The organism is Streptomyces sp. 71268 (assembly GCF_029392895.1).
GTDB lineage: Bacteria > Actinomycetota > Actinomycetes > Streptomycetales > Streptomycetaceae > Streptomyces.
Genome location: NZ_CP114200.1, coordinates 5446251 through 5460000, shown reverse-complemented (window position 1 = coordinate 5460000; position 13750 = coordinate 5446251). Strand labels below are relative to the sequence as shown.

The following is a 13750-nucleotide window of genomic DNA, read 5'->3' as shown; positions in this document are numbered from 1 at the left end:
CGTTGTCAGTGCCGTGTGCTTCGCTTTTCAGCAGTGCCCAGGACTGGTCGAGGGTCCGGGGCGCCAGCACGGGGGCGGTGAGCGCGACGAGCCGCAGGCGGGTGGCGGGGGCGCCGGGGGTGAGTCGCAGGAGTCGGGTGGCGGCGACGAGGAAGGCGGGGGACGTACCGGTGAAGGCGTGGGCGGCGGCGTTGCCTTCGGTCGCGTGGGCGCCGGAGGCGTCGGTGCGGACCCAGCTGACGCCGTCGATGGCGGCGCCACGGACGCGCCAGTCCGTGGCCTGGAGCTCCATCCGCAGCGGGCGGCCCAGCGCGTCGATGGCGAGGTCGACGGAGCCGGCGCGGTCGCCGGAGGGGGAGGTTGTCTGGGAGACGTAGCGCCAGCCGGAGGGGCCGGGCGCGCAGTGGAACTGCTCTACGCCGAGGGGGGTGTGATCGTGCGGGTCATAGAGCGCATAGCGGCCGCGGGGCATGGTGGGGTCCTTGACGAGTGAGGGCCTGCCCGGCCGGAGGTGGCCGGGACAGGCCCTCATGCTCCCCCGTGCGTGGCGGGAGCGTCGTGGTGCTTACTGCTGGCTGACCGGTAGCCGCGCCCCGTCAGGGAGATGCGGGCCGTTGCGCGCGGGGCGCTGCGGCGTCGCTCGCCCGGTCCGGGGCGTCGGCGGGCGGATCAGTAGCGGTAGTGGTCGGGCTTGTACGGGCCCTCGACCGGGACGCCGATGTAGGACGCCTGCTCCGGGCGGAGCGTGGTCAGCTTGGCGCCGAGGGCGTCCAGGTGCAGGCGGGCGACCTTCTCGTCGAGGTGCTTCGGCAGCACGTAGACGTCCGTCGGGTACGCCTCCGGCTTCGTGAACAGCTCGATCTGGGCGATCGTCTGGTTCGCGAAGGAGTTGGACATGACGAACGACGGGTGGCCGGTCGCGTTGCCCAGGTTCAGCAGGCGGCCCTCGGAGAGCACGATGATCTTCTTGCCCTCCGGGAAGGTCCAGGTGTGGACCTGCGGCTTGACCTCGTCCTTGACGATGCCGGGGATGGCGGCGAGGCCGGCCATGTCGATCTCGTTGTCGAAGTGGCCGATGTTCCCGACGATGGCCTGGTGCTTCATCTTGGCCATGTCGCTGGCCATGATGATGTCCTTGTTGCCGGTGGTGGTGATGAAGATGTCCGCCGTCTCCACCACGTCGTCCAGCGTGGCCACCTGGTAGCCGTCCATGGCCGCCTGGAGGGCGCAGATGGGGTCGATCTCGGTGACGATCACGCGGGCGCCCTGGCCGCGGAGCGACTCCGCGCAGCCCTTGCCCACGTCGCCGTAGCCGCAGACGACCGCGACCTTGCCGCCGATGAGGACGTCGGTCGCGCGGTTGATGCCGTCCACGAGCGAGTGGCGGCAGCCGTACTTGTTGTCGAACTTCGACTTGGTGACGGCGTCGTTGACGTTGATCGCCGGGAAGAGGAGGTCACCGGCCTGGTGCATCTCGTACAGCCGGTGCACGCCGGTGGTGGTCTCCTCGGTCACACCGCGGATCTCGGACGCGAGCTGCGTCCACTTCTGCGGGTTCTCGGCGAGGGTGCGGTTGAGGAGCTGGAGGATGACGCGGTGCTCGTCGTTCTCAGCGGTGGAGACGTCCGGGGCCGCGCCGGCCTTCTCGTACTCGACGCCCTTGTGGACCAGGACGGTGGCGTCGCCGCCGTCGTCGAGGATCATGTTCGGACCGCCGGTGGCGGTGCCGGGCCAGGTCAGCGCCTGCTCGGTGCACCACCAGTACTCTTCGAGCGTCTCGCCCTTCCAGGCGAAGACGGGGATGCCCTGGGGATTGTCCGGGGTGCCGTTCGGGCCGACGGCGACGGCCGCGGCGGCGTGGTCCTGGGTGGAGAAGATGTTGCAGGAGGCCCAGCGGACCTGGGCGCCGAGCGCCGCCAGCGTCTCGATGAGGACGGCGGTCTGCACGGTCATGTGCAGCGAGCCGGTGATCCGGGCGCCGGCGAGGGGCTGGGCGTCCGCGTACTCCCGGCGGATCGACATCAGGCCCGGCATCTCGTGCTCGGCGAGGGTGATCTCCTTGCGGCCGAAGTCGGCCAGGGACAGGTCGGCGACCTTGAAGTCCCGGCCGTTGGCGTCGGCAGTCGACATGAATGCTGCTCCTCGTGCGTTGGGGATGGAGAGGTGTTCGGCTGGGCATGCGGCAGCGGACAGAGCTGTCCCCCTGTCGCAGCGCAGTCCGTCGGAGGCCCTCTCTCCCTCGGTCGGACCGCGAAGCGGACCGCCCGACCGCCATCAGCAGCGACGTCTGGCTGTCACGAATCTACACCGATCGGCCCAGCGAACCCCAGCCCCCTTGGCCCGGACAGGGCCGAAGCGGTGGTGTCTCGGCCGCGCGTGGCGCGTTCCGCACGGCTCGGTGTGGCCCGGTCGGGTTGGTTCGGTCCGAGGTGTGTTCTCGGGGCGTCGTGCGCGGGATCATCCGCAGCACGTTCCGTCGCGACGACCGGTAGGGAGACCCACGTGACCACCAGTTCGGCCGATGCGCCCGGCGGCGCGGCGGAGGGCGGGCTCCGGCTGCTCGCGGTGACCGCCTGCCCCACCGGGATCGCCCACACGTACATGGCCGCCGAGAACCTGACCCGGGCCGCCGAGGCGCTGGGGCACCGGATCAAGGTGGAGACCCAGGGGGCGATCGGGGCTGAAAACGTACTCTCCGACAACGATGTCAGCGAGGCGGACGCCGTCATCATCGCCGCCGACAAGGACGTCGACCGGAGCAGGTTCGTCGGCAAGCCGGTGCTGGTGGTCGGGGTGTCCGACGGCATCCACCGGCCCGAGGAGCTGATCGCGCGGGCGCCGGGCGCCCCCGTGCACGGCGGCGAAGGGGCGGAAGGTCGCGCGCGGGACGGGGCGGGCGCCGTACGCGACCCGGCGCACGTGCCGGGTGCGCCGGGTGCGCTGAACGAGGCTGATGTGCCGACCGGCGGCGGTAGCGGTGATGGTGGCGCCGGGCGGGGTGGCCAGCGAAGCGTGACGTACAGGGCGCTGATGAACGGCGTCTCGTACATGATCCCGTTCGTGGTCGTGGGCGGGCTGCTGATCGCGGCCTCGCTGGCGCTGGGTGGGGAGAGCACGTCCGAGGGGATCGTCATCCCCGACGGGTCGCTCTGGAAGGCCGTCAACGACATCGGCACGGTCGGTTTCGAGCTGATGATCCCGATTCTGGCCGGTTACATCGCGTACGCCATCGCCGACCGGCCCGCGCTGGCGCCCGGGATGGTGGGGGGTTGGATCGCGGCGCACGGCGAGTTGTACGGCTCGGAGGCGGGGGCGGGGTTCATCGGGGCGATCGTCGCCGGGTTCCTGGCCGGGTACCTGGTGCTGTGGATCAAGCGGGTGCGGGTGCCCCGGTTCGTCCAGCCGATCATGCCCGTGATCGTCATTCCGATCCTGGCCACCACGGCGCTCGGGCTCTTCCTCGTCCATGTCCTGGGCAGGCCGATCGCCTGGGTCTTCGAGCACCTCACCGACTGGCTCGGCGAGCTGACGGGCACCAGCGCGGCGCTGCTCGGCGTCATTCTCGGCCTGATGATCAGCTTCGACATGGGTGGGCCGGTCAACAAGACGGCCTTCCTGTTCGGTGCTGGCCTGGTCGCCGAGAACCCCGAGATCATGGGCATGTGCGCGGCGGCCATTCCGGTACCGCCGCTCGGGCAGGGCCTGGCCACGCTGATCCGTCGCCGGCTCTACGACGGCCAGGAGCGCGAGACCGGGCTGGCGGCGCTGTTCATGGGGTTCTTCGGGATCACCGAGGGGGCGATCCCGTTCGCGGCGGCCCGCCCGGCGCGGGTCATCCCGGCGAACATGCTGGGCGGCGCGGCGGCCGGGGCGGTCGCGGGGCTGGCCACGGTCACGGCGGTGCCGCACGGCGGGCCGGTCGTGGCGGCGTTCGGAGCCGTGGGCGGCACGCCGATGTTCCTGGTGGCGATCGCGATCGGCACGGTGGTCACGGCCCTGACGACGGTGGCCCTGCTGTCGCTGGAGGCGGGGGGACGGGTGGCGGGCGTGGCGGGCGTGGCCGACGGGGTGCCCGTGGCTGGTGCGGGTGGTGCGGAGCGCGAGGCGCCGGAGGCCGGGCGTACGACGGGGGCGCCGGCCGAGGCGGTGCGTACGGCGCGCTCCTCGGCCGAGGCCGTCCGTACGGAGTCGGCGTCGGCGCCCGCCGCTGCCCCCGCGCCCGCACCCGTACCCGCTCCTGTTGGGGCGGGGATGACGGGGCTGGCGCGGTACGTGTCGCGGGACAGCGTCGCGGGAGGGCTCGTGGCGGCGGACCGGGACGGGGCGATCCGCGAGTTGGCGGCGTTGGTGGCGCGGAGCGGGCGGGTCGCCGACGTGGCCGCGTTGGAGCGGGCGGCGCTGGAGCGGGAGGAGCGGGGGACGACCGGGCTCGGCGCGGAGATCGCCGTTCCGCACGCGAAGACCGACGCGGTGACGGCGCCCGTGGTCGGCTTCGCGCGCTCGGCCGAGGGCATCGAGTGGGGCTCCCCCGACGGCACCCGGGCCCGGCTGATCTTCATGATCGCCGTGCCCGAGGCCGCCGCGGGCGACGAGCACCTGCGCATCCTCGCGCGGCTGGCGCGGGCGCTCACGGATGCCGGCTTCCGCGCGAGGTTGCGGGACGCCCCGGACCCGGCGGCGCTCACGGAGGTGCTGGCGGAGATCCCGTAACGGGCCGCCCCGGCCCCGCTCCCCCGGCCGGGACGCCCCGGCGCGCGCTCCCCCGCCGCCGGCCGCGACGGCCCGTCGGTCAGGGGGCCGTCGGCTTGGTGGGGGAGGCGCCGGACGCGGCGGCCGTGGCGCTGTAGATGTCCGGCTCCAGGTAGATGACGCGGGCGATCGGGACGGCGGCGCGGATGCGTTCCTCGGCGGCGTCGATCGCCGCGGCCACCTCCGTCGCCGTGTCGTCGTGGCGTACCGCGATCTTGGCGGCGACCAGCAGTTCCTCCGGGCCGAGGTGCAGCGTGCGCATGTGGATCAGGCGGGTGACGGTCTCGCCGTCGACCACGGCCGCCTGGATCGCCTCCACCTGGTTCTTGTCGGCGGCCTCGCCGAGCAGCAGCGACTTGGTCTCGGCCGCGAGCACGATGGCGATCAGGACGAGGAGAACGCCGATGCACAGCGTCCCGATGCCGTCCCAGACGCCGTCGCCGGTGGCGAGGGCGAGGCTGACGCCGACGAGCGCGAGGACGAGGCCGACCAGCGCGCCGAGGTCTTCGAGGAGGACGACGGGAAGCTCGGGGGCCTTGGCGCGGCGGACGAACTGGGACCAGCTCAGCGCGCCGCGTACCTGGTTGGACTCCTTGATCGCGGTGCGGAAGGAGAACGTCTCGGCGATGATCGCGAAGACGAGCACGCCGACCGGCCAGTACCAGTGCTCGATCTCGTGCGGGTGCTTGATCTTCTCGTAGCCCTCGTAGAGCGCGAAGACGCCGCCGATGGTGAAGAGCACGATGGAGACGAGGAAGCCGTAGATGTAGCGCTCTCGGCCGTAGCCGAAGGGGTGCTGTGGGGTCGCCTCCCGCTTGGCCTTCTTGCCGCCGAGGAGCAGCAGACCCTGGTTGCCCGAGTCGGCCAGCGAGTGCACGCCCTCGGCGAGCATGGACGACGAGCCGCTGAACGCGAAGGCCACGAACTTGGCCACCGCGATGGCCAGGTTGGCGCCCAGTGCGGCGACGATCGCCTTGGTTCCGCCCGATGCACTCATGTGTGCCAGATGTCCCTTCCGCCGTGTCCGCCTGGCGCCTGACGCGGGGTCGGCGCTTTACGGCTGCTTTACGGCGGGCCATTGTTGCAGCCTTCCGCGGCTGAGCGGTGTCAAGGCGTGGCGTCGAGGTGCGGGTGGATGTCGGGCGGCTGTCGGTGGGGTGCGTGGCGGCCGCCGGCCCGGCGGTGCGTGTGGCGTTGGCGCGGGCCGGCGGGGCGGGGCGTCAGAGGGCGAGCGTGGCGCGGTAGAGCGTGCCCTCGCCGGTGAGTTCGACGGCCTCGGGGGCGGGCACGTAGGCCGACTCGCCCTGGGCCAGGCGCAGTTCGGTGGCCGCGCCGGGGGACGTCGGCCCCTGGGCGCGCAGCGTGACCTGGCCATCGGTGCAGAGCAGGACCTGCGGGGCGCCGGTCGGCAGCGGGCGGGGGGCGGCGTCGGCGGGCAGGACGTGGCGGGAGAGCCGGAACTCGTCGATGGGCGTCGCGTAGACCTCGGCGCCGTCCGGCTCCGCCTCGGGGCGCAGTACGCCGGGCGGGGCGCTCTCGAACCGTACGACCCGCAGCAACTCGGGAACGTCGACGTGCTTGGGGGTGAGGCCGCAGCGCAGCACGTTGTCTGAGTTGGCCATGAGTTCGACGCCGAGGCCGTTGAGGTAGGCGTGCGGGACGCCGGCGCCCAGGTAGAGCCCCTCGCCGGGCTGGAGCCTGACGTGGTTGAGCAGCATGCCGGCGATCACGCCGGGGTCGCCGGGGAAGCTGCGGGCGACGGCGGCGTACGCGGCGTAGGCGTCGGCGTGCGGGCCGCCCGCCGCGGCCAGCCGGGTGGCGGCCTCGGCCGCCTCGGTGACCGTGGCGGCCATGGCCTCGCGGTCGGCGCTGAGGACGGCGGTGAGCACCTCGCGCAGCGCGTCGGTGTCCGGCATGGCGCGCAGGATGTCCACGTACGGCTTGAGCGAGTCGACGTCGAGCGCGGCGAGCAGGTCGGCGGCCTCGGCGGGCGGGCGGAAGCCGCACAGGCCGTCGAAGGGGGTGAGCGCGCAGATCAGTTCGGGCTTGTGGTTGGCGTCCTTGTAGTTGCGGTGCGGGGCGTCGACGGGCACGCCGCGCCGCTCCTCGTCCGCGAAGCCGGCTCGGGCCTGGTCGAGGTCGGGGTGGACCTGGAGGGAGAGCGGGACCTGTGCGGCCAGCACCTTGAGCAGGAACGGCAGCCGGTCGCCGAAGCGGCGGACGGCCTCCGGGCCGAGTTCGGCCTCCGGGTCGGCGGCGATGACCTCGTTGAGGCCGACGGGGCCCGCGCCCCGGTCGACGCGCGAGGGTGCGCCCGGGTGGGCGCCCATCCACAGTTCGGCCTGCGGCTGGCCGGTCGGTTCGGTGCCGAGGAGTTCGGGGATGGCGGTGACGGACCCCCAGGCGTAGGGGCGCACGGTGTTGGCTAGGCGGTCCATGTGGGGGTTCCTGACTCTCGGTGGCGTACCGGTGCCGGCGGAGGTCGGACGGGCCGGGGCGGTCCGGGCGGCGTGGCGCGCGGACCGGCGGCGGGCGGGGCCCGGCCTCGGACCCGGGCCCGGTCGGGCGAGCGGGTGCGACGAGGGCCGGGGCCGTGGCGGGTGCCGGTGACGGGACGCTGTGGTGGTTGTGGTGCGGCGGGTTGCCGGGTGGTGCGGGTGACGTACGGGGTTACGCGGCCGACGGGTTGCCGACGGGTGCGCTCCCCGCGCTGTTCATGATCCCTCTGCGCCGGCAAGCGCCAGGTAAACGGCGGCGAAATCCGTGATGGCGAGAAGCTCGGCCGCGCGCTCCACGGCGTGTTCGGCGGTGGGTTCGAGCTCGCTGACCGGGGTGTCGTGCGAGAGCGCGAGTTCGCGGGCGGCCGGCGCGGCCGACAGGTCGGCGGTGACCGCCGGGACGTCGGGGGCGTCGGTGTCGGCGTCGGGGGCCTGCCGGTCGCGGAGCAGTACGACGCGGGCGCGCAGCGCCTCCGGCTCCTCCACCCGGTCCCGGAAGAAGTCGTCCGGGTCGGCTCCGCCGGCGAGCGGGCTGGTCAGCAGCGCGCCGTGGACCCGCAGCGCGTCGGGCAGCTCCGCGGTGAGCGCGGGCCGGCCGGCGACCGCGCCGAGCAGCCGGGCGAAGCGGCGGCCGACGGCCGCCGCGACCTCGCCCTCGGTCCACACCAGCGGCAGCGCGTCGGCCAGTTCGGCGGCGAGCGACTTGGCGGGGTTGCGGTAGGTGGCCTGGGCGGGGCCGCAGCGCTCGGCGACCTGGTCGAGCCGGTCGGCGACGCGTTGCAGCGTCTCGGGCGGCGCGTGCACCAGGCCGATCCGGTCGACGAGGGCGAGCAGCGGCGTGAGCACGGCCCACAGCGCGCCGGGCGAGGGGTCGGCGGGGTAGGGGTTGGTGCGCTGGGCCGCGAGGGGCTCGCCCGCGCCGTGCGGGTGGGTGCCGAGGGCTCCGACCGCGGGCGGCTCGGGCCTGGGGTGGGCCTCGCCGGGGGCCAGCGGCGGCGGGTTGGTGCCACCCTCGCCGGGCGCGGGGCGCTGGGGCTCGTCGGGCTGGTCGACCCCGGGGGCCGTGGGCCACTCGGCGTGCGGGGTGCCGGGCGGGGTCGGGTCCGCGCCGTACGGGTCGGCGTCGGCCGGCGGCTGGCCGTACCCGGTGCCGGGGTCCGGCTCCAGCAGCGGGGCCGGCGTGGTCGGGAGGTGCAGGCCACGGGCGCGCTCGACGGCCTCGACCAGCGGGGTGTCGGTCGGGGTGAGGGCCACCACGGTGCAGCCGCGCCGGTACGCCTGGTCCAGGAGTACGCCCAGGCCCGGTTCGGAGCCGTCCGGGCTGGTCACGGCCACCAGGTCGAGCGGGCCGGCCCAGCCGGGCAGGGTCCAGCGCAGGGCGCCGGCGGCGGGCGCGACGCCGGTGGGACGGATCAGGGTGACGGGCACGCTGCCGCCGGTGAGGGCGCCGAGCAGGTCGGCGGCGCACTCCGCCACGCTCCCGGGGCCCGCCACCAGGACCGCGCGGGGCCGGCCGTCGGGCTGGAGGTCCGCGATGCCCGCCTCGGCGGCGTACCGGGCGGCCGTGCGCACCCGCGCGCCGGACTCGGCGGCGCCGCGCAGCAGACCTCGGGTATCAGCACGGGCCAGGGCTTCGGGGGCGTCCAGGAGCGATTCGTCGAGCATGGTGCGTCGGCCTCCGATCGCCGTGGGGCGTGCGCGCGGTACGCGGTCAGGCGGGGCGGCGTGCCTCGTCCACCAGGAGTACGGGGATGCCGTCCCGGATCGGGTACGCCAGGCCGCAGCCCGCGCCCTCGCAGACCAACTCCGGCTCGGTCGCGGCCGACTCGTCCCGCAGCGGGGCGTGGCACGCCGGGCAGGCGAGGATCTCCAGGAGGCTGGCTTCGACCGGCATGGTCTTCCCTTCGGGACGGGCAAGTGCTGTGCGGCCCAGGGTACGCCGCCCAGCGGGCCGGGCGTGCGACGGGCACGGGGCCTCGGCGGCGGGCCCGGCCGCCGGTCGGGGCCGGGCCGGGACCGGGCGCTGGGGTCGGTCGGGGTGGCGCGGGGGCCGGCCGGGACCGCGCGGTGATCGGCCCGGGGCCGGCGGGCCGTGCGCGGGAGCCCGTACGAGGGCGTCGTACGGGCTCCCGCGTGCGCGCCCCGTACCCGGCGCCGGCGGGCGGGCCGGGCGCGGACGGGCGCGGCGGGCGGGTCAGCCGCGGGCGGGCCGGGCCCAGCGGGCCGGGCCCAGCGGGCGGGTCAGGCGCGGACGATGGCGAGGACCTCGTCGCGTACCTGGGCCACCGTCTGCGCGTCCCGGGCCTCCACATTCAACCGCAGCAGCGGCTCCGTGTTGGAGGCGCGGAGGTTGAACCACCAGGTGGCGGCGGTGACGGTCAGGCCGTCGAGTTCGTCGAGCTGGACGTCGGGGCGCTGCTCGAAGGCGGCCCTGACGGCGGCGGCCCGGCCCGGCTGGTCGGCGACGGTGCTGTTGATCTCGCCGGAGGCGGCGTACCGGTCGTAGCGGGCGACGAGCTGGGAGAGCGGGCCGTCCTGCTCGCCGAGCGCGGCCAGGACGTGCAGCGCGGCCAGCATGCCGGTGTCGGCGTTCCAGAAGTCGCGGAAGTAGTAGTGCGCCGAGTGCTCGCCGCCGAAGATCGCGCCGGTGCGGGCCATCTCCGCCTTGATGAAGGAGTGGCCCACGCGGGTGCGCACGGCCGTGCCGCCGGCCTCCTTGACGATCTCGGGCACGGACCAGGAGGTGATGCAGTTGTGAATGACCGTGCCGCCGGGGTGCTTGGCGAGTTCGCGCTCGGCGACCAGCGCGGTGATCGCCGACGGCGAGACCGGCTCGCCCCGCTCGTCGACGACGAAGCAGCGGTCGGCGTCGCCGTCGAAGGCAAGACCTATGTCGGCGCCGACGGCCCGGACCTTCGCCTGGAGGTCGACGATGTTCTTCGGGTCGAGCGGGTTGGCCTCGTGGTTGGGAAACGTTCCGTCGAGCTCGAAGTAGAGCGGGACCAGCTCGATCGGCAGGCCGTCGAAGACGGTGGGGACGGTGTGGCCGCCCATGCCGTTGCCCGCGTCCACGACCACCTTCAGCGGGCGGCTCGCGGCCAGGTCCACCAGGGAGCGCAGGTGGGCGGCGTAGTCGGCGAGCACGTCGCGCTGGGTGATGGCGCCGCGGGTGGCCGCGCTCGGCGGCGCGCCCTCGGTGGACCAGCGCTCGACCAGGGCGCGGATCTCGGCGAGGCCGGTGTCCTGGCCCACCGGGGCGGCGCCGGCGCGGCACATCTTGATCCCGTTGTACTGGGCCGGGTTGTGGCTCGCGGTGAACATCGCGCCGGGCAGGTCGAGCGCGCCGCTGGCGTAGTACAGCTCGTCCGTCGAGCACAGGCCGATCTCGGTGACGTCCACACCGAGCGCGGCGGCGCCCTCGGCGAAGGCCCGCGAGAGCCCCGGGGACGACGGGCGCATGTCGTGGCCGACGACCACCGCGTTTGCGTTCGTCACTTGTGCGAAGGCCGCGCCGAAGAGTGCGGCCAGCGTCTCGTCCCACTGGTCGGGGACGACCCCACGCACGTCGTACGCCTTCACGAGCTGCGACAGATCAGCCACGGCCTACTCCTTCTGGGCAACGTTGAAGGGTGCCAAATCTACCGGTGGCAGGGGGAACGCCCACCGGCCGGTGGCCCCCGCGGGCACGGCTACCGCCGCGGCGGCGGCCCCACGCTACGCCCTCGCCCCGCCGCCCCCGTACGGAGTCGGCCACCCCCACGGCCATGGGCCACCCGGGTGACGGCGCGGCCGGAGCCGGCGGCGGGGGGCCGGAGCCGGCGGCGGGGTGGCCGGAGCCGGCGGCGGGAGTCGGCGGCGGGGTGGCACGGCCTGGCGGCGGGGCGGCCGGGCCCGCGGCGGGGCCGGGGCGCGCCCGTGCCCTCACGGCAGCATCCAGCCCAGCACCGGCGTGCTCTGGGCCAGCACGATGAGGCACATCACCAGGAGCAGCCCCAGGCTCCACGGGAGCACCTTGCGCAGCAGGTCGCCCTCGCGGCCGGTCAGGCCCACGGCGGCGCACGCGATGGTGAGGTTCTGCGGCGAGATCATCTTGCCGAGCACGCCGCCCGAGCTGCCCGCCGCCGCCAGCAGCTCCGGCGAGAGGCCGGACTCGCGGGCGGCGGTGACCTGGAGCCCGCCGAAGAGCGCGTTGGCCGAGGTGTCCGAGCCGGTGACCGCGACGCCGAACCAGCCGAGCACCGGCGAGAGGAAGGCCAGCCCGCCGCCGGCCGCCGCGACGAAGTGGCCGATGGTGGCCGCCTGGCCGGACAGGTTCATCACGTACGCGAGCGCCAGCACCGAGGTCACCGTCACGATCGCGGCGCGCAGCTCCCGGACGGTGGCCAGCCACTCGCCGAGCGCCGCCCGCCAGGGCACCCGCAGCACCCGGGCGGTGCCGAGGCCGGCGAGCAGCACGAGCGTGCCGCCCGTGGCCAGCAGTGGCAGCGCGAACGCGTTGGCGGCCAGCCGCTCCCCGTCGGGGCTCGCCGCGTCGAGGAACGGCCAGTCGAACCGCCGGGTGGCCCGGCCGAGCAGTTCCTTGACCGGGCCGAGCTGCGCGATCGAGAAGACCGCGACGATCAGGGCGTACGGGGCGTAGGCGCGCAGCACCTCGGGGCGCGGGTCCACCCGGTCCACGTCAGCGCCGTGCGCGCCGGTGAGCACGGTCGCGCGAACCTGCTCGGTGGCCGGGCGGCGAGCGGACGGGGTGGCGGCCAGGGCCGCGGCGCCGGCGAGCGCGGCGGCGATGTCGGCGAGCTGGGCCGAGAGGTAGTTCGCCGCCGCGAACTGTGCGAGTGCGAAGGCGAAGCCGCAGGCGAGCGCGGGCCGCCAGGTCTCCCGCAGGCCGCGCGGGCCGTCCACGAGGGCGACCAGGAGCAGCGGCACCAGCAGCGCGAGCAGCGGGGTCTGTCGCCCGACGACCGCGGCGACGGTGTCCAGCGGCAACTCGGTGACCTGCGCGAGGGTCACCACGGAGGTGCCCATGGCGCCGAAGGCGACCGGCGCGGTGTTGGCGACCAGGGCGACCACCGCCGCCCTGACCGGATCGAAGCCGAGCGCGACCAACATCACCGAACAGATCGCCACCGGCGCGCCGAACCCGGCCAGCGCCTCAAGGAGCGCCCCGAAGCAGAACGCGATCACCAGCGCCTGCACCCGGGGATCGTCCGAGAGCCGGCCGAAGGAACGGCGGAGCACGTCGAAGTGGTGGGTGCGCACCGTCATCCGGTACACCCACAGGGCGTTGACGACGATCCACAGGATGGGGAAGAGGCCGAACAGCGCCCCCTGCGCCGCGCCGGACAGGGTCTGCTCGACGGGCATGTCGTACGCGCCCCAGGCGACGAGCCCGGCGACGGCGAGGCCGGCGAGCCCGGCACGCGGTGCCCGGACGCGCGCCGCGCCGAGCAGGGTGAGGACGGTGGCGAGCGGAAGGGCGGCGACGAGCGCGGACAGGGCGAGGGAACCGGCGACCGGTTCCAGTTGCGGCACGAACAAGCGGGCCTCCCGGGGTGGAGGAATGGTCGTGTCCGCGACAAGGTGGCGTCAACAAGGCAGGGCGTCCCGGAGGCCCCGCCCCCGGCCGCCGAGCCGCCGCCGTCGCGGGGCGGCGGCCTCGGGGACCGGGGCAGCGGGGCGGAAGCCCCCGGGGGCCGGGTCAGTGGGGCCGGGGCCCGGTCGCCTCGGGGCGGGCCGTCAACGGGGCGGGGTCACCTGGGGGCCGGGACGTTCGCGGCGAACTGGCCGACGTAGTTGCCGGCCGGGCTGTAGTTCACGACGACGTACGTTTCGTTCCGCGACTTCGCCAGCCCCACGCCCATCCTGCGGCTGCTCTTCCACACCACCTGGGTGAAGTTGCCCCACTTGGAGAAGGTGCTCATGTCGGGTTCGCGGCCGTAGTACGTGTACTCCCTGACCTGGTTGTACCAGGCGTCGGCCACCTGGGCGCCGCTCGGCGAGGCGCCATCGGAGCTCCACGCGTAGTGCAGGTTCTCGCCGTACTTGTTGGGGGACCGGTGCTCGAACTTCCCGGACTTCGCCAGCTGGTCCGCCCACTCCTGTGCCCAGCTGCTGATCGCGGGATCGAGGACCAGCGGCGGGACGCCGTGGCGGGCGCGTTGGGCGTTGGTGCGGTCCAGGAGCTGTTGGTCGAACGCCGGGGTGGGCGAGGGGGTGGCGGGGGTGGCCAGCGTGAGGGTCGCCGTCACGGCCGCCATGGCGGCCAGTGCGCCGCGCGGGGCGGTACGTCGGATCATCGTCTTCACGCAGCCCTAACGAGGCCGCACCAGCCACGTCACCCCGCGACGCACGGGGATGGAGCGATGGCGTACGACGGGGAGCGTCCGCGAGCGGTCCGGACTTCGCGAGCGGGTGCGCGGTCGGTGGTGCGCGAGGACGGTGGTGCGCGGGAGGGGCGCGGGAACGCCCGGCGCGGCGGCGCGCAAGGCCGGCCGAGAGGCGCG

General features: G+C 74.6%; 10 protein-coding genes (1 of these 10 running past the window's edge). 1 reads left to right on the top strand and 9 read right to left on the bottom strand.

Going from position 1 to position 13750, the window contains the following annotated elements; all coding sequences use genetic code 11:
• A protein-coding gene (locus OYE22_RS21590) for a hypothetical protein (protein ID WP_277321949.1) crosses the window boundary here: on the bottom strand, positions 1-472 show its 5' portion. It extends 143 nt beyond the left edge of the window; the window shows 472 of its 615 coding nt (coding positions 1-472); the start codon lies at positions 470-472; the stop codon falls past the left edge of the window.
• Positions 473-669: 197 nt separating this feature from the next.
• A complete protein-coding gene (gene ahcY / locus OYE22_RS21585) occupies positions 670-2130 on the bottom strand; it encodes an adenosylhomocysteinase (protein WP_277321948.1) in 1461 nt (486 codons plus the stop codon).
• Positions 2131-2565: 435 nt separating this feature from the next.
• On the opposite strand from ahcY, the gene OYE22_RS21580 reads away from it, so the two are divergent.
• On the top strand, positions 2566-4710 hold the full coding sequence (locus OYE22_RS21580; RefSeq protein WP_277324252.1) for a fructose-specific PTS transporter subunit EIIC: 2145 nt from the start codon (positions 2566-2568) through the stop codon (positions 4708-4710).
• Positions 4711-4789: 79 nt separating this feature from the next.
• On the opposite strand, the gene OYE22_RS21575 is transcribed toward OYE22_RS21580, so the two are convergent.
• The 7 genes from OYE22_RS21575 to OYE22_RS21545 all read right to left on the bottom strand — a co-directional run bounded on the left by OYE22_RS21575 (position 4790) and on the right by OYE22_RS21545 (position 13543).
• A complete protein-coding gene (locus tag OYE22_RS21575) occupies positions 4790-5746 on the bottom strand; it encodes a cation diffusion facilitator family transporter (protein ID WP_277321947.1) in 957 nt (318 codons plus the stop codon).
• A 223-nt stretch (positions 5747-5969) separates the two neighbouring features.
• On the bottom strand, positions 5970-7187 hold the full coding sequence (gene manA, locus OYE22_RS21570) for a mannose-6-phosphate isomerase, class I (protein WP_277321946.1): 1218 nt from the start codon (positions 7185-7187) through the stop codon (positions 5970-5972).
• 276 nt (positions 7188-7463) lie between these two features.
• Entirely contained in the window at positions 7464-8912 is a 1449-nt protein-coding gene (locus OYE22_RS21565; RefSeq protein WP_277321945.1) for an SIS domain-containing protein, read from the bottom strand.
• 46 nt (positions 8913-8958) lie between these two features.
• Positions 8959-9141, bottom strand: coding sequence for a Trm112 family protein (locus tag OYE22_RS21560; protein ID WP_277321944.1), 183 nt, complete (start codon positions 9139-9141; stop codon positions 8959-8961).
• 347 nt (positions 9142-9488) lie between these two features.
• Positions 9489-10847, bottom strand: coding sequence for a phosphomannomutase/phosphoglucomutase (locus OYE22_RS21555; protein WP_277321943.1), 1359 nt, complete (start codon positions 10845-10847; stop codon positions 9489-9491).
• A 321-nt stretch (positions 10848-11168) separates the two neighbouring features.
• Positions 11169-12785 carry an L-lactate permease gene (locus OYE22_RS21550; protein ID WP_277321942.1) on the bottom strand — a complete coding sequence of 539 codons (1617 nt, stop codon included), beginning with the start codon at positions 12783-12785 and terminating at the stop codon, positions 11169-11171.
• A 212-nt stretch (positions 12786-12997) separates the two neighbouring features.
• Complete coding sequence (locus OYE22_RS21545) at positions 12998-13543, bottom strand: CAP family protein (protein ID WP_277321941.1); 546 nt, start codon at positions 13541-13543, stop codon at positions 12998-13000.
• Positions 13544-13750 lie beyond the last annotated feature (207 nt).

What these genes read in the sequence shown, in the direction of transcription:
- ahcY (WP_277321948.1), bottom strand. Translation starts at nt 2,130, where the DNA reads ATGTCGACTGCCGACGCCAACGGCCGGGACTTCAAGGTCGCCGACCTG.
- OYE22_RS21575 (WP_277321947.1), bottom strand. Translation starts at nt 5,746, where the DNA reads ATGAGTGCATCGGGCGGAACCAAGGCGATCGTCGCCGCACTGGGCGCC.
- manA (WP_277321946.1), bottom strand. Translation starts at nt 7,187, where the DNA reads ATGGACCGCCTAGCCAACACCGTGCGCCCCTACGCCTGGGGGTCCGTC.
- OYE22_RS21565 (WP_277321945.1), bottom strand. Translation starts at nt 8,912, where the DNA reads ATGCTCGACGAATCGCTCCTGGACGCCCCCGAAGCCCTGGCCCGTGCT.
- OYE22_RS21560 (WP_277321944.1), bottom strand. Translation starts at nt 9,141, where the DNA reads ATGCCGGTCGAAGCCAGCCTCCTGGAGATCCTCGCCTGCCCGGCGTGC.
- OYE22_RS21545 (WP_277321941.1), bottom strand. Translation starts at nt 13,543, where the DNA reads ATGATCCGACGTACCGCCCCGCGCGGCGCACTGGCCGCCATGGCGGCC.